This window comes from Nocardioides xinjiangensis (assembly GCF_017916455.1).
Lineage (GTDB): Bacteria > Actinomycetota > Actinomycetes > Propionibacteriales > Nocardioidaceae > Nocardioides > Nocardioides xinjiangensis.
In genome coordinates this window covers 1,493,264-1,512,683 of sequence record NZ_JAFMSY010000001.1, presented here as the reverse complement: position 1 = coordinate 1,512,683, position 19,420 = coordinate 1,493,264, and the positions used below count along the sequence as shown (strand labels likewise).

Genomic DNA, 19,420 nt, shown 5'->3' with positions numbered 1-19,420 from the left:
GTCAGGCCTCCGGCTGGTCGGGGATGGCGTCGTAGGCCTTCCTCAGGTCGGGGTCGATCGCGGCGAGCTCGTCGGCCAGGGCGACCATCACCCGGCACTGCTTGACCGAGGCGTCGTCCTCCATCTTGCCGTCGATCATCACCGCACCGGTGCCGTCGCCCATCGCCGCGATGACGCGACGCGCGTGGGCGACGTCCTCCACGCTGGGGGAGAAGACCTTGTTCGCGATCGCGATCTGCACCGGGTGCAGGCTCCACGCGCCGACGCAGCCGAGGAGGAACGCGTTGCGGAACTGGTCCTCGCAGGCCACCGTGTCGGCGATGTCGCCGAAGGGCCCGTAGTAGGGGTAGATGCCGTGCATCGCGCACGCGTCGATCATGCGGGCGATCGTGTAGTGCCACAGGTCCTGCTGGTACGTCGCCCGCGCGGCGTCGTACCGCGTCCCACCGGCCTCGTCGCGCGGGGCGTCCTGCCGGACGAGGTAGCCGGGGTGGCCCCCGCCGACGCGGGTGGTCTTCATGCGGCGGTCGGCCGCGAGGTCCGCCGGGCCGAGGGAGAGGCCCTGCATCCGCGGGCTGGCCGCGCAGATCTCCTCGATGTTGGCCACTCCTCGGGCCGTCTCCAAGATGGCGTGCACCTGCAGCGGCCGGTCGAGCCCGGCCCTCGCCTCGAGCTGCGCGAGCAGCCGGTCGACGTAGTGGATGTCCTCGGCGCCCTGCACCTTCGGGACCATGATGACGTCGAGCTTGTGGCCGATCTCCGGCACGAGGGTGGTGAGGTCGTCGAGCACCCACGGGCTGTCCAGGGAGTTGATCCGGGTCCAGAGCTGCGTCGGCCCGAAGTCGGTGCTGCGCGCGATCTCCACCAGGCCCTGGCGCGACGCCTCCTTGTTCTCCGCCTTGACCGCGTCCTCGAGGTTGCCGAGCAGCACGTCGACCGTGCCCACCATGCCCGGGACCTTGGCGGCCATCTTCGGGTTGCCCGGGTCGAAGAAGTGGATGGCGCGGCTCGGCCGGGCCGGGATCTCCCGCAGCGGCGCCGGTGCTCCGACGGCCAGGGGAGCGAAGAAGTCCTTGGCGGAACGAGTCATGGCCCGCAAACTACCGCCGCGTAGCGGGCGGCGGATATGACGCATGTCTCGCGCCGCGGCCGGCCACCGGCGAGGGGAGAGGGGCCGCGGACGTCACCCGCGCCGGGCGCCGGGCCGTCGCCGCCACCAGCTCCGCTTCGCGGCGGCGGGCCGCTCGCCCTCGGCGGCGAGTGCCGCGCGCTGCGCCTCGATCCTGGCGGTGCGGCGCTCGCGCCACGCCGCGACCTCGGCCTCGACGTCGCGCACCGGCGTGATCACCGGAGGACCCCCCTGCAGCTGCCTGCGCGTCTCGACCACCCGGCGGTTGAAGTCCTCCAGCTCGCGCCGCACCTCTGCCTCGACGGTGATCGCGTCGAGCCGGTCGTGGAGCTCCGCGTCCTCCTTGCGGAGGGCGAGGGCGGGCGGCAGCAGGGCGATGTTCTCCCGCTCGACGAGCTTCTTCACCCACCAGTCCGGGTCGTGCTCGACCCCGAGGTCGGCGATCGGCTTCCCCTGCCCGGGCAGGTCGTCGAACTCGCCGCGCTCCATCGCCTGCCGGACCTGCAGGTCGACCCAGCTGGCCTGATGGGCGATGCGGGCCGCGGCGGCCGAGCGTCCGGTGCGGTCGTCGCGCTCGGCCTCGCGGCGCACGGACTCGGTGTCCGCGACGTCGAAGGCGTCGTCCCGGTCTCGCTCCGGCATGGCCCCGAGTCTACGGAGGGCCAGGACGTCTCGTCCTCGAGGACAGCGGTCCGGCACCTGAGGTGGAGGCGCAGGCGCCTCACGGACAGCGAACCTCGTGGTCATGGTGATCCTGCTCTCCGACCCGCGCGTCGCCGCGGTCCCCGTCCGCGAGTCCGGCGAGGCCCTGACGCGCCTCGACGCCTCCTTCGGCCCGGAGCGGGCCCTGGTGCGGCTCGGCCTGGCCGACCGTCTCGCCGCGGCGCAGCTCGCACTCCCGGCGGGTGTCCGGGTGCGGGTGGTCGAGGGACACCGGTCGGTGGCAGACCAGCGCGCGATCATCGCCGCCTACGCCGCCGAGGTGTGCGCGGCCCACCCCGGCATCTCCCCCGCGGACCTGCACCGCCTCACCAGCCGCTTCGTCTCGCCGGTGGAGGTCGCGCCCCACGTCGCCGGCGCCGCCGTCGACCTGACGCTGGTCGACGCGTGCGGCCACGAGCTCGACATGGGCACGCCGATCGACGCGACACCGGAGCAGTCCGCCGGTGCCTGCTACTCCGCCGCCACCGGCATCAGCGCCGACGCGCGCGCGAACCGTGACCTCCTCTCCCGCGCCCTGACCGGCGCCGGGCTGGTGAACTACCCGACCGAGTGGTGGCACTGGAGCCACGGAGACCGCTACTGGGCGCTCGCGACCGGTGCCGAGGCGGCGTCCTACGGACCGGTCGACCCGGGCGTGGACGCGGAGACGGCGGCGTGAGCGCGCTCGCCGTCGTCGTGACCCGGTCGACCGCAACCGGCCCGCGGCTCGAGGTGGACCTCTCGGCCGTGGCCGCGAACACCCGCCTGCTCGCCTCCCGCACCGTGGCGCAGGTGATGGCGGTCGTCAAGGCCGACGGCTTCGGGCACGGCGCCGCCGACGTGGCGCGCACCGCCCTCGCCCACGGCGCGACGTCGCTCGGCGTCACCAGCATCGACGAGGCGCTCGCCCTGCGCAGCGAGGGGGTGGGCGCCCCCGTGCTGAGCTGGCTCAACCCGCTCGGAGCCGCGTACGACGCCGCCCTGGCCGCCCGGGTCGAGCTGGCCGTCCCCTCCCGCGAGCACCTCGACGCCGTCGTGCGTGCCCAGCAGGCGGGGCCGCGCCGGCGCCCCGCCCGGGTGCACCTGCACCTCGACGTCGGCATGGCCCGGGACGGTGCCGAACCAGCCGCGTGGCCCGCGCTCTGCCGGGCGGCCCGCCGGGCGGAGCGGGCCGGCCTGGTGCGGGTCGTCGGCGTGATGGGCCACCTGGGCTGTGCCGACGACCCCGCCGACGTGTGCAACGTGCTGGGTCGCCGCCGCTTCGCGCGGGGCGTCGAGACCGCCCGTGCGGCCGGTCTCCGGCCCGCGCAGCGTCACCTCGCGGCGACCGCCGCGACGCTCCTCGACGTCCGCAGCCACCACACGGTGGTCCGGCTGGGGGCCGGCCTCGTCGGCATCGACCCGACCCGCACGACGCCGCTGCGCCCCGCCCTCACCCTCACCGCGCCCGTCGTCACGGTGCGGCGGGTGCGAGCAGGGTCGGGCGTCGGCTACGGCCACACGTGGACCGCGCCCGCCGTGACGAACCTGGCCCTCCTGCCCCTCGGGTACGCCGACGGCGTCCCGCGCGCCGCCGCCGGCCGTGCCGAGGTGCTGCTCCGCGGTCGCCGCCGGCCGGTGGTCGGCCGCATCTCGATGGACCAGCTCGTGGTCGACCTCGGCGAGGACCACGTCGACCCCGGCGACGTCGCGGTCGTCTTCGGCCCCGGCGACGCCGGCGAGCCGACGGTGGCCGAGTGGGCCGCCTGGGCGGGGACGATCGAGCACGAGGTCGTCACCGGCATCGGCTCGCGCGTGCGACGCGCCACCTCCCCCGCCCCCAGCCCGTCCCCTCGTCTCAGGAGCCTGTCGTGACCGCCACCGCCGCCACCGCCGTCACCGCGCCGCCGGCTCCCACCCGCGTCGCCGTGGTCGGCGGCGGGCAGAGCTGCGAGCACGAGGTGTCGCTCGCGTCCGCCGCCGCGGTCGCGGACGCCCTCGACCCCGCGTCGTACGACGTCGTCCGGCTGACCATCGGGCCGGACGGCGCCTGGCGCGTCGGCGACCGCGCGCTCCCGCTCGGGGAGGCCGTCGCGGTGCTGCAGTCCTGCGCCGCGGTGCTGCCCGTGGTGCACGGACCCCGCGGCGAGGACGGCACCCTCGCCGCGCTCTGCGAGCTGGCCGGGGTCGCCTACGTCGGCTCCGGGGTCGCGGCCGGCGCGCTCGCGATGGACAAGTGGGCGACCAAGCTCGTGGCGCAGGCGGTCGGCATCGCCACCGCCCCTGCGGTGCTGCTGACCGCGGCCGGCGCGGCGACGTACGCGTGGACCCACCCCGTCGTCGTCAAGCCGGTCGCCGCCGGGTCGAGCCACGGCGTGAGCATGGTGCGCGAGGCCGCGCAGCTGCCCGACGCCCTCGAGGCCGCGCTCGCGCTCGACGACCGGGTCCTCGTCGAGGACGTCGTCATCGGTCGCGAGGTCGACGTCGCCGTGCTGGGCACGGCCGACGGCGGCCGGCTCGTCCCGCCGGCCCTGGAGGTGGTCGTCGACGGGTGGTTCGACCACGAGGCGAAGTACGGCGGGGGAGCGGAGTTCCGGATCCCGGCGCCGCTGGAGGACGTCGAGCGCAAGGCCCTCGAGGAGGCCGCGCTCGCCCTCTACGACGCCCTCGGCTGCGCCGGGGTCGCCCGCGTGGACTTCTTCGTGACCCCCGACGGGCCGGTGCTCAACGAGGTCAACACGATGCCCGGCTTCACCGCGCAGTCGCAGGTGCCGAAGATGTTCGCCGCGGCCGGCCTGTCGTACGCCCAGCTCCTCGACCGGCTCGTCTGCGACGTCCTGCCCCGGTGAGCGCACGCATCGAGGGCGTCGACCTGCTGCGCGGGATCGCCGTCGGCCTGGTGATGCTGCGGCACGCCTGGCCGTCGCTGTTCCCGGGCGCCGGAGTGGTCGGCGTCGTGATGTTCTTCGCCCTGAGCGGCTGGCTGATCACCGGGGTGCTGGCCGACGAGGCCGCTCGCACCGGCCGGGTGGATCTGCGCCGCTTCTACGCGCGCCGGGCCCGGCGGCTGGTGCCCGCGCTGCTGCTCCTGGTCACCGGCGTGGTGGTCGTGACGCTGCTCCTCGACCCGCTGGGCGACCGCGACGAGCTCGGCCGCACCGTGCTGGTGGCGCTCACCTGGACCGCCAACCTGCCCGTCGGGCACACGAGCGAGGCGACCTTCCACCTCTGGACGCTGGCCACCGAGGAGCAGTTCTACCTGCTGTGGCCCGCGGTGCTGGTGCTGGCGCTGGTCCGCGGACGGGTGCGGCTCGCGCTGCTCGCGGCGGGCGTGGCCTGCCTGCTCGCCTGTGTCGCGACCGTGCTGTGGCTGCGCGAGGACCCCGACCTGGCGTACGTCCTGCCGACCTCGTGGGCGCTCTGCTTCGTGGTCGGGGGCGCGGCCCGGCTCCTCGCCCGGCCGGCGGGCGAGGCCGCGCCGGTCCGGGGCACGTGGCCGGCAGCCGCTGCTCTGGTCGGGCTCGCGGTCCTGAGCGTGGTTCCATTGCGGGGTCACGCCCTCACCTACCTGGCAGGAGGCCCCGCCATCGCCGCGCTGACCGTGGTCCTGCTGCTGTCGTGGCGCACCTGGACGACGGTCACCGGACCGCTGCGGGCCCTCGTCGTGCTCGGCACGGTGTCCTACGGCGCGTACCTGTGGAACTACCCGTTGACCCTGTGGCTGCGCCCGTCGCTCGACGGCCTCGCCGGCCCGGTCGCGGCCGCGCTCACCCTCGTGATGGCGGCGGTCAGCTGGCACCTCGTAGAGGTCCGCGCGCAGCCGGTCCGGCGTACGCCCGAGGCGGTGGCGGCATGAGCCCGGACCTCGAGCGCCTGCGGGCCTCGGCGCCCGACCTCGCCCTGGCCGGGCTGGTGCTGCTCCTCGGGTTCCTCGAGGGCGTGAACACGGTGCAGGCGTACGGCAGCCAGGTCCCGCTGGTGCTCGTCGTGCTGGCCTTCGCCGGCGCCGTCGGGCTGAGCCGGCGGGCGCCTGGCCTGTCCCTGGCGATCGTGTGGGTGACGTGCCTGCTCCAGGTCGCCAGCGGGACCCCGGTGCTCATCACCCAGCTGACGGTCGCGTTCGTGGCCTTCGGCACCGCCCGGTGGGGCAGCACGGCCACGCTGTGGCTGAGCGCCCTCTCCATCCCGGCCGCCGCGGTGATCGCCGTCGGCTTCGCCGCGTTCGAGATCTTCGGAGTCGTCACCGACGTCATCGACTACAACAGCGTGATCAACAACGCCTACCGGTTCAGTCCGACCTGGCAGGTGGGGGCCGCGGTGCTCGGCATGCTCGTGCTCGGTGCGCCGTGGCTGGCCGGTCTGGCGCTGCGCTTCGGCTCGCGGGCCGAGCAGTCGCGGGTGTCGCAGGTCGCGGCCGAGCGGGATGCCGCCCGCGCGGTGCAGGAGTCGGAGCAGGCCCGCGAGATCGCCCGGCTGCGCGAGGAGCAGACGCGGATGGCGCGCGACGTGCACGACGTCGTGGGCCACTCGCTCGCGGTGATCCTGGCCCAGGCCGAGTCCGCCCAGTACATCGAGGACGCCGACACCGAGAGGCTGAAGGCGACGATGGCGACCATCGCGTCGTCCGCGCGGACCTCGCTGCAGGACGTCCGGCAGGTGCTCACCACCACGCAGGGCGCCACGTCGTCCGGGCGCAGCGGCAGCCTGGACAGCCTCGTGGAGGGTGTGCGGTCGAGCGGGCACGAGGTGGTGTCGACCGTCGTGGGCCGGCCGCAGCCGCTGCCGCCGGAGCTCGAGACCGTCGCCTACCGGGTGCTCCAGGAGATGCTGACCAACGCCATCAAGCACGGCCGCCGCGACACCCCGGTCGCCGTCGAGCGCCACTGGGAGGGCGAGCTGCGCCTCGAGGTGCGCAACGTGGTCCGACCGGACGCCTCCCGGGACGCCGGCGGGGACGCCACTCAGGACGCCACCCCGACCGTCACCCAGGCCGTCACCCAGGACGCCGTCCAGGACGTCACCCAGCCGATCCGCGCCGTGCCCGGCGACGCGTCCTCCGCGACCGCCCCGGCGCCCGGGCAGGGCGTCGAGGGCATGCGCCGGCGGCTCGAGGCGGTGGGCGGCAGGCTCGACGTACGTCGTCGTGACGAGGCGGGCGGCCAGACGTTCACCGCCACCGCGTGGGTGCCCGTGCGGGGCGGCGCGTGATCCGCGTCGTGCTGGTCGACGACCAGGAGCTGTTCCGCGAGGGCGTGCGCACGATCATCGACGCCCAGGACGGGATGCAGGTCGTGGGCGTCGCCGGCGACGGGTTCGAGGCGGTGTCGGTCTGCGACGAGCTGCAGCCCGACGTGGTGCTGATGGACATCCGGATGCCCGAGATGGACGGCGTCGAGGCCACGCGCCAGCTGTTCGCCCCGGACCGGGTGTCGAAGCGCGAGAGCCCCCTGCGCGTCGTGGTCCTCACCACCTTCAACCTCGACGACCGCGCGGCCACGGCGATCCGCTACGGCGCGAGCGGCTTCCTGCTCAAGGACACCACCCCGGTGATGCTGCGCGACGCCATCCGCACGGTGCACGCCGGCAACGCGGTGCTCGCCCCCGCGGACCTGTCCCTGCTGCTGCAGGGCCAGTTCGTCGCACGGGCGCCCGCCCCCGCGGCGTACCTCTCCCTCACCGACAAGGAGCGCGAGGTGTTCGCCGCCGTCGCCCGCGGGCTGTCGAACACCGAGATCGCCGGGCTGGTCTTCGCCTCCGAGTCGACGGTGAAGACCCATGTCGGCTCGGTGCTGCGGAAGCTGTCGCTGCGCGACCGGGTGCAGATCGTGGTCTTCGCGCACGAGCACGGGCTGGTGGGCGCCGACTAGCACCCGTGGGCGGCTCGGGGCGGCTCGGGGTCGGGCCGGGGCGGCTCGGGGCGGCTCGGGGCGTCTCGGGGTCGGCGGGGGTCGATCCCCATGGTCGCCAGGACGTGGACGGCGCAGGCTGGGGGCATGGAGAAGATCCGCACCTCGCTCGCCCGCCAGGGACTCGTCCGCCCCGCCGACCGTGCCGTCCTGGGCGGGGTCTGCGCCGGCGTCGGCCGGCGCCTCGGGCTCACGCCGTGGACGACGCGGCTGCTCTTCGTCGTCACCCTCTTCGCCATCCCGGGGAGCCAGCTGCTGGTCTATCCGCTGCTGTGGTTCCTCATGCCGAGCGAGGACAACCCGGCGGCGGCTGCAACCCGACGCGCTGAGGGGCGGGGGCCGCGGTCGGCGCCGGTCCGGCGCGTCGGACGACCTCAACCGGCCCGGTGCACGCGACGGCCCGTGTGCCGCTGCCGCCCGCCGCTACTTCAGGTCGTCGGACGCTCCGACGTGACGTCGACGGAGCGGGCGTACGAGCAGCCGCGGGCGCGCGCGCTCACTGTCCGAGGACGAGCGCGACGACCAGCACGACCGCGCCGAGCACCGCGAGGGCGGACAGGGCCTGGGTCGCTCGGCCCAGGGGCCGGGCGAGCGCATCCGCGGAGGAGGCCGCACCGGTGCCCAGCCACAGCCCCACGAGACCCATCAGCAGCGGCACGCCACCGACCACGGACCAGTAGGTCAGGTCGTCGCCGGCCGGGAACCGGCCGATGACCAGCCACTGGACGCCGTTGGCGACCACGCCGCCACCCGTGAGCGCCACCAGTGCCAGGCCCAGCCCGGTGAAGGCCCGGAACCTCGCGCCGTCGTCGACTGCCGCGGTCGTGCCCGGTCCGGTCGTCGTCTCGCTCATCTGGTCCCCCGCCTGCTCGTCCGGCCGGTCGCCGGAGCCTGCCCCGACACTAGACGCGCCGGGGCGCGCGGGTGCGCGAGCCGGCCGGTGCGTCGCTCCCGGGCGACACGGTGACGTCGCCCGCCGGTCCATGAGGGCGCTCTCACGAGCAACTCATCCCCGCATCACGTCGGGGGACCAGAGTCATCGACGTCAGCCGGGAAGACCCGGGAACCGAGACCGAAGGAGGCCGCCATGGCCCGCTCCGGAATCCTCACCGCCCTCGCGCCGGCCGTCCAGGCTCGTCGCAACGACTCCTCCAGCGACGACGGCCGCCGTCGCCGTCGCCGTCGTCGGCGCCGGAACCGCAGCCGCTCGCGCTCGCGCACCGACTGAGCCGAGCAGCGCCACCACGACGGGTGGGCGCCCACCCGGGCTGCCCACCCGTCCCCGCGCCACCCGCGCCACCCGCGCCACCCGCGCCACCCGCCGACCACCCGCCGACGAGCCCAGGGGGAGAGCCGATGTCCGTACGCCGCCGCCTCGCCGAGGCGCTGCGCGCCGCCCCGGAGGAGTCGGCGCTCGTCGACGTCGCCGCGACGCTCCGGCTGGTCGACATCGCCCGACGCTTCTGGCCGCGGCTGCGCCCCCTGCGCGGCTGGCTCCTGCTCGGCCTGGTCCTCCTCCTCGCCGCCCCGGCCGTCTCGGTCGCCGAGGCCGTGCTCTACCAGCGGCTCGTCGACGACGTGCTCGTCCCGGCCGCCTTCGAGCCGCTGGTCCTCCTCGCGCTCCTCTACATCGGGCTGAACCTCGTCAGCGGCGTGGTGTCGGGCGCCGACGACTACCTCGGGACGTACGTCTCGCAGCGCTTCCTCGTCGACCTGCGCCGTGACGTGTTCGCCCACGTCCTGTCCCTGCCGGCCGCCGCCTCGGACCGCCGACGGCTCGGGGACACGCTCACCCGGCTGACCTCCGACGTCGCCGCGGTCGAGCGCTTCATGGTGTCCCAGGTCGGCGACGGGGTGGGCGCGCTCGTGCGCCTGCTCGTCCTCGTCGGGGCGCTGGTCTGGATGGACTGGCAGCTGGCGCTCGCCTCGCTGGTGGTGGCGCCGCTGTTCTGGTGGGTCTCGACCCGGTTCGCCCGGCTGACCCGCGACGTCTCGAGGGAACGTCGCCGCCGTGGTGGCTCCCTCGGCAGCGTGACCGAGGAGGCGCTCGGCAACGCCGCACTCGTCCAGTCCTACGGCGGGGAGGACGCCGCGGTGGCGTCGTACGACCGGCACAACCGCGCGATCGCCGGCGCCGAGCTCGCCGCCAGCCGCATCCGCGCGCTGTTCCTGCCCCTCGTCGACCTGGCCGAGCTCGTCGGCGTGCTCCTCGTCGTGGGCCTCGGCGTCTGGTCGCTCGCGACCGACCGGCTCACCCTCGGTGGCCTGCTCGCGTTCCTGACGCTGCTCCTGCAGTGCTTCGGACCCGTGCGGACGCTGGCGGACCTGGTGCCGGCGCTCTACTCCGCGAGCGCCGGCGTGGAGCGGGTCGTCGAGCTCCTCGACGAGCCGGCCGGCGGCGACCGCGACGGTGCCGCGCCGCTGCCCCCCGGGCCCGGTGCCGTCTCGGTGCGCGAGGTGTCGTACGCCTATCCCGGCGCGGCCGCTCCCGCGCTCGCGGGCTTCTCCCTCGACGTCGCGGCCGGCGAGGTGGTCGCCCTGGTGGGACCGAGCGGGTCGGGGAAGTCCACCCTCGGCCGGCTGCTGTCGCGACAGCTCGTCGCCGACGCGGGCGTCGTCGCGGTCGACGGGCACGACGTCGCGGGGCACACCGCCGCATCGGTGCGCGACGCGGTCACCGTCGTGCACCAGGAGCAGCTGATGCTGGACGCCTCGGTCCACGACAACCTCGTCCTCGGCCGTCCGGACGCCACCCGCGCCGAGGTGCGCGCGGCCGCGCGCGACGCCGGTGCGCACGAGTTCGTGGAGGCCCTGCCGCGCGGCTACGAGACACGCATCGGCCAGCGCGGCCGGTCCCTCTCGGGCGGACAGCGCCAACGGCTGGCGCTCGCGCGGGCGCTGCTGCGCCCGGGACGGGTGCTCGTGCTCGACGAGCCGACGACGGGCCTCGACCCGGAGGCCGCGCGGCGGCTGATGGTCGCCTTGACGACCGGGCCGCGCGACCGCACGGTCCTCGTCCTCACGCACGACCCGGCCGTCCTCCAGCACGTCGACCGCGTGGTGTCGCTGGACCGCACCCCCGCGGAGGTCACCGCGTGACCCGGCGACGTACGCCGACCGGCGACCTCCCCGCCGGCTACCGGCCGCTGGCGCTGCTCGCCGACGGGCGGCGGCTCGAGACGTGGGACGCCTGGGACGAGGCGCGCGGCACCCGCTGCGTCGTCAAGCTGCTGCGGGCCGACCGCCGCCACGACCCGCGGGTGCGCCAGGCGGTGCTGCTCGAGGGACACCTGGCGACCACCCTGGCCCACCCGCACCTCGTGCGCGGCTACGACGTCCTCGACGACCCTCCTGCGGTGGTCCTCCAGACGCTGCGCGGTGCCACCCTCTCGGCCCTCGTCGAGGAGGAGCCGCTCGGGTTGTCCGACGTCGCGCAGCTCGGCTGCCAGCTCGCGTCGGTGCTCGGCTACCTGCACCGGCACGACTGGCTGCACCTCGACCTCAAGCCCGACAACGTCGTCGTCGACCACGGCCTGGCGGTGCTGATCGACCTCAGCCTCGCCGGCCGCCCCGGGCGGGGTCGCCCGGGCGCCGGGACGCGGGGCTACCTGGCGCCGGAGCAGGCGACGGGCCGCGGGCTCTCGCCCGCCACCGACGTCTGGGGGCTCGGCATGACGCTCATCGACGCCCTCGCCCGGACGGCGCCGTACGGCGACGAGGCGACGTGGGAGAGTCGCCGCCGCTGGCCCCTCGTGCACCGCCGGATGCCGCGCACGCCGGACGGCGTCGACGAGCTGCCCGAGGAGGTGCGCGAGGTGCTGACCGCGTGCGTCAGCCTCGACCCGTCCGCGCGTCCGCTGCTGGGCCAGGTGCGCTCGGCGCTCGAGCCGCTGTGCTCACCAGCGCCCGCGGTGGACGACGTCCGTGCGTCGCTCGCGGCGCGTCGGTGACCCCGCCGCGCCGGCGTCGGGCACCCGGTGGCCCACGGTGATCGCGCCGACCGGCGCGTGGTCGTCGGGGACGCCGAACGCGGCGCGGAACGACGCCAGGTGCTCCCCGGGGATGCCGAAGAAGCAGGCCCCGAGGCCCTCGTCCACCGCGGTCTGCAGCACGAGCAGCGCCGCCATCCCGGCGTCGACGTACCAGTAGGGCACCGGCCAGCGCTCCTCGCTGCGGTCGGTCCAGCCCTTGTCGGGCTGGGCGTAGCGCTCGAGGTAGGCCGCCTTGGACGCGAGCGGGACGATCACCACCGGGGCGGTGCGCATGCCGTCGAGCCAGGCGTTGTGGGTCTCCGGGTCGGCGCCCGTCGACTCCCAGAAGCGCGCGACGTCCTCGGCCGTGTCGAGCACGAGGAACGCCCATCCCTGGGTGAACCCGGCAGTCGGCGCGCGCTGCGCGTGCTCGAGCATCCGGTCGACCACGGCGGGGTCGACCGGGTCGCCGGAGTAGCGGCGCACCATCCGGCGGCGGCGGACGACCTCGCGGAACTCCATGCGCCGAGCCAACCACGTCTCGGATCCGAGACGACTCGCCGCCGCGGTGCGTTGACCCTCCGGGGCGATCCCGGTGGACTGCTGGCATGCCCGCGCCACCCGACTTCGAGCACATGTGGCGCCAGCTGGCCCCGGTCGGCCGGTCGGCCTCCTCCGGCGGATACTTCCGCCAGCCGTGGACCTCGGCGGAGACCGAGCTCCGCTCGTGGTTCGCCGAGCAGTGCGCCACGCGCGGCCTCGCCGTCGAGACCGACGGGCTGGGCAACCAGGTCGCCTGGTGGGGGGACGCCGACGTGCCCGGCGTGCTCACCGGCTCGCACCTCGACTCCGTCCTCGACGGCGGGGCGTACGACGGCCCGCTGGGCGTCGCCTCCGCGCTCGCGGCGGTCGACGTCCTGCGCGACCGCGGCGTCACGCCCGCCCGGCCGCTCGGCATCGGCGTCTTCGTCGAGGAGGAGGGCTCCCGCTTCGGCCGGGCCTGCCTCGGCTCGCGCCTCGTGACCGGCGCGACCACGTGGGACGAGGCGAAGGAGCTCCGCGACCGCGACGGGGTCTTCCTCGCCGACGCCGTCGCCGACGCCGGGCTCGACCCGTCGAGGGGCCTGCTGTCGCTCGACCGGGTCGGCACGTTCGTCGAGCTCCACGTCGAGCAGGGTCGCGACCTCGTGGACCGGGGCGCGGCCGTCGGACTCGCGAGCGAGATCTGGCCGCACGGGCGGTGGCGCTTCGACTTCCGCGGCCAGGCGAACCATGCCGGCACCACCCGCATGGAGGACCGGCACGACCCGATGCTGACCTACGCCATGACGGCCCTCGCCGCGAACAAGCAGGCCCGGCTGTCCGGCGAGCGCGCCACGTTCGGCCGGCTCGCCGTTGAGCCCAACGGCACCAACGCCGTGCCGTCCCTCGTGACGGCGTGGCTCGACGCCCGCGCGTCGTCCGACGACGCGCTCGCCGAGCTGGTCGCGTCGATCGAGCGGCAGGCCGGTGATCGAGCGGGCCGCGACGGCACGTCGCTCGCGGTCACCGCCGAGTCGGTGTCCGGGTCCGTCGCCTTCGACCCGGGCCTGGCCGCCCGCCTCGCGGCGCTCGGCGACTGGCCGGTCATCCCCACCCAGGCCGGCCACGACGCCGGGATCCTCTCCGCCGCGGGCATCCCCACCGCGATGGTCTTCGTCCGCAACCCCACGGGCGTCTCGCACTCGCCCGACGAGCACGCCGAGGCCGGCGACTGCCTGGCCGGCGTCGAGGCCCTGGCCGACGTGCTGGCCGAGCTGACCGGGGCCCCGGCGTGACGGCGTACCTCCTCGAACGGGCCTGGCTGCCGGAGTCCGGCGGCGTGCGCGACGACGTGCTCGTGGAGGTCGAGGACGGTCGCTTCACCGCGGTCACGCCGGACGCCGACCCGGCACGCGCGGTGCCGGTCCGCGGCCTCGTCGTGCCGGGCCTCGCCAACACCCACAGCCACGCCTTCCACCGTGCGCTGCGCGGTCGCACCCAGCGGGGGCGCGGGACGTTCTGGACCTGGCGCGACCAGATGTACGACGTCGCCGCGCGGCTCGACCCGGAGGCCTACCTCGCGCTCGCGCGGGCGACGTACCGCGAGATGGCGGCGGCCGGGATCACCTGCGTCGGGGAGTTCCACTACCTCCACCACCGGCCGGACGGCACGCCGTACGACGACCCGAACGCGATGGGGCTGGCGCTGGTCGAGGCGGCCCGGCAGGCGGGGATCCGCGTCACCGTGCTCGACACGCTCTACCTGTCGTCGGGTTTCGGCGCGCCCGCGGAGGGCGTGCAGGTGCGCTACAGCGACGGCTCGGTCGCCCGCTGGGCCGCGCGCGTGGCCGGGCTCGAGGCGGGCGTCGACGCCGCCGCCGCGCGGGTCGGACGAGCGGTGCACTCGGTGCGGGCCGTCGCCGAGACCCAGCTGGCCGCGGTGGCCGCGACGATGAGCGACCAGCCCTCGCAGCCGTTCCACGTGCACCTGTCCGAGCAGGTCGCCGAGAACGAGGGCTGCCTGGCGGCCTCCGGCGTGACCCCGGCGCGGCTGCTCGACCGGCACGGCCTGCTCCACGACCGGACCACGCTGGTCCACGCCACCCACCTGACCGACGACGACATCCACCTCATCGGCGCGGCGCGCGCCCACGTGTCGTTCTGCCCCACCACCGAGCGCGACCTCGGCGACGGCATCGGTCCCAGCCGCCGGCTCCGTGACGCCGGCGCCCGGCTCACCCTCGGCAGCGACAGCCACGCCGTGATCGACCCCTTCGAGGAGATGCGCGCCGTCGAGCTCGACGAGCGGCTCGCCACCCAGCAGCGCGGGCACTGGACCGCCGCGGAGCTCCTCGCCGCGGCGACCACCGACGGGCACGCCTCGCTCGGCTGGCCCGACGCGGGGGCGATCGCGGTCGGACGGCGCGCCGACCTCGTCGTGATCGACCCCGGCACCCCGCGCACGGCGGGCACCGGCCGTGACGAGTTCACCGCGGTCTTCGCCGCCGCGGCCGAGGACGTCCGGCGCGTGATGGCCGACGGACGCTGGATCGTCGAGGACGGTGACCGCGCCGCCATCGGGCGCGAGCTCGAAGACGCCGTCACGCGCACCTGGGAGGCCCTCGCATGAGCAGCACCGTCATCACCGGCATCGGCGAGCTCGTCACCAACGACCCCGCCCGTGCGGAGCAGGGCGGCCTGCTGGGCCTCGTCCGCGACGCGGCCGTGGTCGTCGAGGGCCGCCGGGTCGCCTGGGTCGGGCCCGCCGCGGACGCCCCCGCGGCGGACGTGCAGGTCGACGCCGGTGGCCGGGCCGTCATCCCGGGCTTCGTCGACTCCCACAGCCACCTCGTCTTCGCCGGCGATCGGGCCGCCGAGTTCGAGGCGCGGATGACCGGCGAGCCCTACACCGCCGGCGGCATCCGCACGACGGTGGCGCGCACCCGCGCCGCCACCGACGAGCAGCTGACCTCCCACGTCGCCCGGCTCGTCGCCGAGATGCGGGCACAGGGCACCACCTCGCTGGAGATCAAGAGCGGCTACGGGTTGACGGTCCACGACGAGGCCCGCAGCCTCGCGGTGGCCCGGCAGTTCACCGACGAGACGACGTTCCTCGGTGCCCACGTCGTCCCCGCCGGCACCACCCCCGAGGACTACGTCGACCTCGTCACCGGCCCCATGCTCGCGGCGGCGGCACCGCACGCCCGGTGGATCGACGTGTTCTGCGAGGAGGGCGCCTTTGGGGTCGACCAGGCGCGCGCCATCCTGGCGGCCGGGTCCGCCAGCGGGCTGCGCGGACGGCTGCACGCCAACCAGCTGACCTACGGCGGCGGCGTGCGGCTGGCCTGCGAGCTCGGTCTCGTGGCGGTCGACCACTGCACGTTCCTCGCCGACGACGACGTCTCCGCGCTGGCGGCCAGCGGCACCATCGCGACGCTCCTGCCGGGCGTCGAGTTCTCCACGCGGCAGCCCTACCCCGACGCCCGCCGGCTGGTCGACGCCGGCGTCCGGGTCGCCCTCGCCAGCGACTGCAACCCCGGCTCGTGCTTCACCTCCTCCATGGCGCTGTGCATCGCGCTCGCCGTGCGCGAGATGCGGATGAGCCCGGCCGAGGCCCTCCACGCGGCCACCGCCATGGGCGCGGCCGCGCTCGACCGTGACGACGTCGGCGTGCTGGCCCCCGGCAAGGCCGCCGACCTCGTCCTCCTCGACGCGCCGTCGTACCTCCACCTCGCCTACCGGCCCGGCGTCCCGCTCGTCGCCGGGGTGTGGCAGGCCGGCCGCCCGGTCGTCTCGCGGTAGTCCACCGGCACGTGGCTGCCCGGCCGTCCCCCGCCGTCCCCGGCCGTCCCCCGGCCGTCCCCCGGCCGTCCCCCGGCCGTCACCCGGTAGTCCACCGGCACGTGGCTGCCGCGGCGGCCGCGGGACGACCGTTCGCCGGTGGACTACCGGCTACCTCAGGCGGTCGTCGTACGCCGCCCGGCGCGCGTCTGAGGTAGCCGCCCGCGCGCGAATAGGGCACCCGCCCGATGTCCGCCCCTACCTCACGGACGGAACCTCGTCCCACGGTCGACGAGGACCGTGCCGAGAAGAGGAGAAGGACATGTTCACCACCGACAGCTTCCTGGGTGCCGAGATCGCCTACCGACAGGACCGCATCAGGAAGGACTACGGGCTCCGCCGCTGGACCCGCGTCCGCTCCGACGCCACCCAGAAGTGACCCGCACCGCGATCGACCCGCCGTCGTCCGACGCGCACGACACAATGTCGTCCGTGCCGGCGCTGCGGACCACCGATCTCATCGGACGCGATGCCGAGCTGGAGCAGCTCACCGCCCAGCTCGGCATCCGCACGTCCGGGGCCGACCACCCGCACGAGGCGACCGCCCGGGCGGTGCTCGTCGCCGGCGACGCCGGAGTCGGCAAGACCCGCGTCCTGATGGCGCTGCGCGACGCCGCCCTCGACGCCGGCTGGCAGGTGGTGGCCGGCCACTGCCTCGACCTCGCCGACTCCTCCCTGCCCTACCTCCCCTTCTCCGAGATCCTCGGCCGCGTCATGGCCGACCTCCCCGACGTCGCCGGCCGTGTGCTCGACGTGCACCCCACGCTGGCCCGCCTCCAGCCGGGCCGCCGGATCCGCAGCAGCGAGACCGCGTCGGGCGACCAGGCCCTCGACCGCGGCAACGTCTACGACGCGGTCGGCGACCTCCTCTCCGCCGTCGCCGAGCAGGCGCCGCTCCTCGTCCTCGTCGAGGACGCCCACTGGGCCGACGAGTCGACGCGCGACATGCTCAGCTTCCTCTTCTCCCGTCCCCTGCCCGGCGTCTCCCTCGCCGTCTCCTACCGCGCCGACGACCTCCACCGTCGCCACCCGCTGCGCCGCCAGGTCGCGGAGTGGATGCGGCTGCGCGGCGTGGACCGCCTCCAGCTCGAGCCGCTCGCCGAGGACGCCGTACGCCGCCTCGTCCGCGCGCTGCACCCCACCACGCTGTCGGAGGCGGAGTACGTCTCGATCGTCGACCGCGCGGAGGGGAACCCGTTCTTCATCGAGGAGCTCGTCGGCGCCACGTGGTCGGGACAGGTGCCCGGCGAGCTCGCCGACGTGCTGCTGGTGCACCTCGACCGCCTCGACGAGACGACCCGCCAGGTGGTCCGCCTCGTGTCGGTCGCCGGACGCCAGGTGAGCCACGCGCTGCTCGCCGCGGTCTCCGACCTCGGCTCCACCGAGCTCGAGTCCGCCCTGCGCGCGGCCGTCGACGCCCACGTGCTGGTCGCCTCGCGCGGTGGCACCTACGCCTTCCGGCACGCGCTGCTCGGCGAGGCGGTGTACGACGACCTGCTGCCCGGCGAGCGGATGCGCCTGCACGCCGACTTCGTCGCGGCGCTCGGGGAGGGCCGGGCCGTGGGCACGGCGGCCGAGCTCGCCCAGCACGCCCGCCGCGCCGACGACCGTCCCGTGGCCATCCGCGCCTCGATCGAGGCCGGCGAGGAGGCGCTCGCGGTGGGTGGGCCGTCGGAGGCCTCGACGCACTTCCTCGACGCCCTGGAGCTCATCGACACCGCGCGCACCCCGGTCACCGACGTCGACGTGCACGCCCTCGCCCGCCGGTGCGCGGAGGCGCTCATCGCGGCGGGCCGCGTCCCCAAGGCCGTCAAGGTGCTCCGCGCCCGGCTCGCGACCCTCCCGCCGGGGGCGTCCGACGTCGACCGCGGCCAGCTGCTGACCGCCCTGGCGTCGGCGCTGCTGCTCACCGACACCACGGACTCGCCGCGCGAGGCCGCGGAGGAGGCCGTCGCGCTGCTGCAGGACGGGCCGCCCAAGCTGCTGGCCCGGGCGCTCCTCGTGCTGGCCCAGAGCCTCGGGAGCTGGCACGGCGACGAGGCGCGGAGCGTCGCGCTGCAGGCGCTCGAGCTGGCCGAGCGCCACGACCTCCAGAGCCTCGCCGTCGAGCTGCACACGACGATCGCCGGCCTCGACCCCACGTCGGGCTCCAGCCCGGTGGCGGGATGGCGGGCCGCCGCCGACCGGGCGCGTCGCGCGGGGCTGATCGAGCCGGAGCTGCGGGCCCTCTACCTGCTGGGCCGCCTCCACCACGACGAGGGCGACCTGGGGGCGGCCGTCGCGGTCTACCGCGAGGTCATCGCCCGCAGCGAGGTGGGCGGCCTCACCTGGTCGCCGTACCCGGCGGAGGCGCGCCTGCTGCTCGCCGTCGCGCTGACCCACCAGGGGCTGCTCGACGACGCGTGGGAGCTGCTCGACGTCAGCGGGCAGAACCCGCCCATGGTCTTCGAGTGGCTCTACTTCGCCCACCAGATGCTCATCACGATCGGCATCCGCGGCGAGGCCAAGCCCAAGGCCCTCGAGCGGCTCCGCGACTACTGGGGCACCGACGGCCTGACCGCGATCTCGGCCGGCACCGCCGAGCTCCTGCGCGCGGCCGCGGCGGGCGACGCGGCCACCGCCGTCTCGGTCTACGACGACGTGCTCGCGGCCGTCGTACCCCTCTGGCACGAGTGGTTCCAGGCCCGGATGCGTCTCGCCACCATCGCCGTGAGCGCCTTCGCCGCAGCGGCGCCGCACCAGTCCGCGGAGGAGCGGGAGGCGTCCGCCGCCGTCGTCGACCGGATGATGGCCGACGGTGCCCGGGTGATCGACTTCTACGCCCCCTACGACGGCAGCCACGGTCCGGAGTACCGCATGTGGGTCGCCCGCCGCACCGCCGAGCACCTGCGGTGGCGGTGGCTCGCCCAGGTCGACCCGCCGTCCTCCGACGAGCTCGTGGAGGCGTGGCGGGCCGCCGAGGACACGGCGGTGGCCTACGGCAGCGTCCCCGAGGTCGCCCAGGTGCGGGTGCGCCTGTCGGGCGTCCTGCGCGCGACCGGCGACGCCGCGGCCGCTCGAGCCGTGGGCGACCAGGCGCGCGAGGCGGCGCACGCGCTGCGGTCCCGCGCGCTCCTGGCCGAGCTGACCGCCCAGGGCTCGGCCCCGGCTCCGGTCGCCGTGTCGGAGGTCGCCGCGCTGACGCCGCGCGAGTCCGAGATCCTCGCGCTCGTGGCGGAGGGGCGCTCCAACGGCGAGATCGGCAAGCAGCTCTTCATCAGCACCAAGACGGTGTCGGTCCACGTCTCCAACATCCTGGCCAAGCTCGACGCCGCCTCGCGCACCGAGGCGGCAGCGGTCGCCCGCCGGCGCGGCCTGGTCTGAGGTCCGCC

At 75.5% G+C, this 19,420-nt stretch carries 17 protein-coding genes and 1 pseudogene; 14 read left to right on the top strand and 4 right to left on the bottom strand.

Going from position 1 to position 19,420, the window contains the following annotated elements:
* Position 1 precedes the first annotated feature (1 nt).
* Both J3P38_RS07180 and J3P38_RS07175 read right to left on the bottom strand, forming a co-directional pair.
* Complete coding sequence (locus J3P38_RS07180; RefSeq protein ID WP_210503105.1) at positions 2-1,090, bottom strand: HpcH/HpaI aldolase/citrate lyase family protein; 1,089 nt, start codon at positions 1,088-1,090, stop codon at positions 2-4.
* A gap of 93 nt (positions 1,091-1,183) precedes the next feature.
* Positions 1,184-1,771, bottom strand: coding sequence for a DnaJ family domain-containing protein (locus J3P38_RS07175; RefSeq protein WP_210503104.1), 588 nt, complete (start codon positions 1,769-1,771; stop codon positions 1,184-1,186).
* Between the two features lie 103 nt (positions 1,772-1,874).
* Here J3P38_RS07175 and J3P38_RS07170 point away from each other — a divergent pair, with 103 nt between their 5' ends.
* From J3P38_RS07170 to J3P38_RS17665, 7 genes and pseudogenes are all read left to right on the top strand, one after another.
* Positions 1,875-2,510: a M15 family metallopeptidase gene (locus J3P38_RS07170; protein ID WP_246855637.1), complete on the top strand. Its 636-nt coding sequence runs from the start codon at positions 1,875-1,877 to the stop codon at positions 2,508-2,510.
* Positions 2,507-3,685, top strand: coding sequence for an alanine racemase (gene alr / locus J3P38_RS07165; RefSeq protein WP_307807773.1), 1,179 nt, complete (start codon positions 2,507-2,509; stop codon positions 3,683-3,685). Before J3P38_RS07170 ends, alr begins: the two co-directional genes overlap by 4 nt.
* Complete coding sequence (locus tag J3P38_RS07160; RefSeq protein ID WP_210503102.1) at positions 3,682-4,659, top strand: D-alanine--D-alanine ligase family protein; 978 nt, start codon at positions 3,682-3,684, stop codon at positions 4,657-4,659. The genes alr and J3P38_RS07160 overlap by 4 nt, the downstream gene beginning before the upstream one ends.
* On the top strand, positions 4,656-5,666 hold the full coding sequence (locus J3P38_RS07155; RefSeq protein WP_210503101.1) for an acyltransferase family protein: 1,011 nt from the start codon (positions 4,656-4,658) through the stop codon (positions 5,664-5,666). Before J3P38_RS07160 ends, J3P38_RS07155 begins: the two co-directional genes overlap by 4 nt.
* The gene (locus J3P38_RS07150) at positions 5,663-7,018 is read left to right on the top strand and encodes a sensor histidine kinase (RefSeq protein WP_210503100.1); all 1,356 of its coding nucleotides are present in this window, start codon (positions 5,663-5,665) and stop codon (positions 7,016-7,018) included. The genes J3P38_RS07155 and J3P38_RS07150 overlap by 4 nt, the downstream gene beginning before the upstream one ends.
* Positions 7,015-7,677, top strand: coding sequence for a response regulator (locus tag J3P38_RS07145; RefSeq protein WP_210503099.1), 663 nt, complete (start codon positions 7,015-7,017; stop codon positions 7,675-7,677). The genes J3P38_RS07150 and J3P38_RS07145 overlap by 4 nt, the downstream gene beginning before the upstream one ends.
* 90 nt (positions 7,678-7,767) lie before the next feature.
* A pseudogene (locus J3P38_RS17665) lies at positions 7,768-7,998 on the top strand (PspC domain-containing protein); the annotation flags it as partial.
* Between the two features lie 214 nt (positions 7,999-8,212).
* Here J3P38_RS17665 and J3P38_RS17660 read toward each other — a convergent pair.
* The gene (locus J3P38_RS17660; protein WP_246856043.1) at positions 8,213-8,569 is read right to left on the bottom strand and encodes a hypothetical protein; all 357 of its coding nucleotides are present in this window, start codon (positions 8,567-8,569) and stop codon (positions 8,213-8,215) included.
* 234 nt (positions 8,570-8,803) lie between these two features.
* Here J3P38_RS17660 and J3P38_RS07135 point away from each other — a divergent pair, with 234 nt between their 5' ends.
* The 3 genes from J3P38_RS07135 (at position 8,804) to J3P38_RS07125 (ending at position 11,666) form a co-directional block, all read left to right on the top strand.
* Positions 8,804-8,944: a hypothetical protein gene (locus J3P38_RS07135; protein ID WP_210439133.1), complete on the top strand. Its 141-nt coding sequence runs from the start codon at positions 8,804-8,806 to the stop codon at positions 8,942-8,944.
* Between the two features lie 128 nt (positions 8,945-9,072).
* A complete protein-coding gene (locus J3P38_RS07130) occupies positions 9,073-10,815 on the top strand; it encodes an ABC transporter ATP-binding protein (protein ID WP_210503097.1) in 1,743 nt (580 codons plus the stop codon).
* Positions 10,812-11,666: a serine/threonine-protein kinase gene (locus J3P38_RS07125; RefSeq protein ID WP_210503096.1), complete on the top strand. Its 855-nt coding sequence runs from the start codon at positions 10,812-10,814 to the stop codon at positions 11,664-11,666. The genes J3P38_RS07130 and J3P38_RS07125 overlap by 4 nt, the downstream gene beginning before the upstream one ends.
* On the opposite strand, the gene J3P38_RS07120 is transcribed toward J3P38_RS07125, so the two are convergent.
* A complete protein-coding gene (locus tag J3P38_RS07120) occupies positions 11,613-12,209 on the bottom strand; it encodes a nitroreductase family protein (protein WP_210503095.1) in 597 nt (198 codons plus the stop codon). The two genes, J3P38_RS07125 and J3P38_RS07120, sit on opposite strands and share 54 nt — an antisense overlap.
* Positions 12,210-12,295: 86 nt before the next feature.
* On the opposite strand from J3P38_RS07120, the gene J3P38_RS07115 reads away from it, so the two are divergent.
* The 4 genes from J3P38_RS07115 (at position 12,296) to J3P38_RS18040 (ending at position 19,412) form a co-directional block, all read left to right on the top strand.
* On the top strand, positions 12,296-13,504 hold the full coding sequence (locus tag J3P38_RS07115) for an allantoate amidohydrolase (RefSeq protein ID WP_246849958.1): 1,209 nt from the start codon (positions 12,296-12,298) through the stop codon (positions 13,502-13,504).
* Positions 13,501-14,838 (top strand): formimidoylglutamate deiminase, encoded by a 1,338-nt coding sequence (locus tag J3P38_RS07110; RefSeq protein WP_210503094.1) that lies wholly within the window; start codon positions 13,501-13,503, stop codon positions 14,836-14,838. The genes J3P38_RS07115 and J3P38_RS07110 overlap by 4 nt, the downstream gene beginning before the upstream one ends.
* Entirely contained in the window at positions 14,835-16,010 is a 1,176-nt protein-coding gene (hutI, locus tag J3P38_RS07105) for an imidazolonepropionase (protein WP_210503093.1), read from the top strand. The genes J3P38_RS07110 and hutI overlap by 4 nt, the downstream gene beginning before the upstream one ends.
* A 471-nt stretch (positions 16,011-16,481) precedes the next feature.
* Positions 16,482-19,412 (top strand): helix-turn-helix transcriptional regulator, encoded by a 2,931-nt coding sequence (locus J3P38_RS18040; RefSeq protein WP_210503092.1) that lies wholly within the window; start codon positions 16,482-16,484, stop codon positions 19,410-19,412.
* Positions 19,413-19,420: the final 8 nt, after the last annotated feature.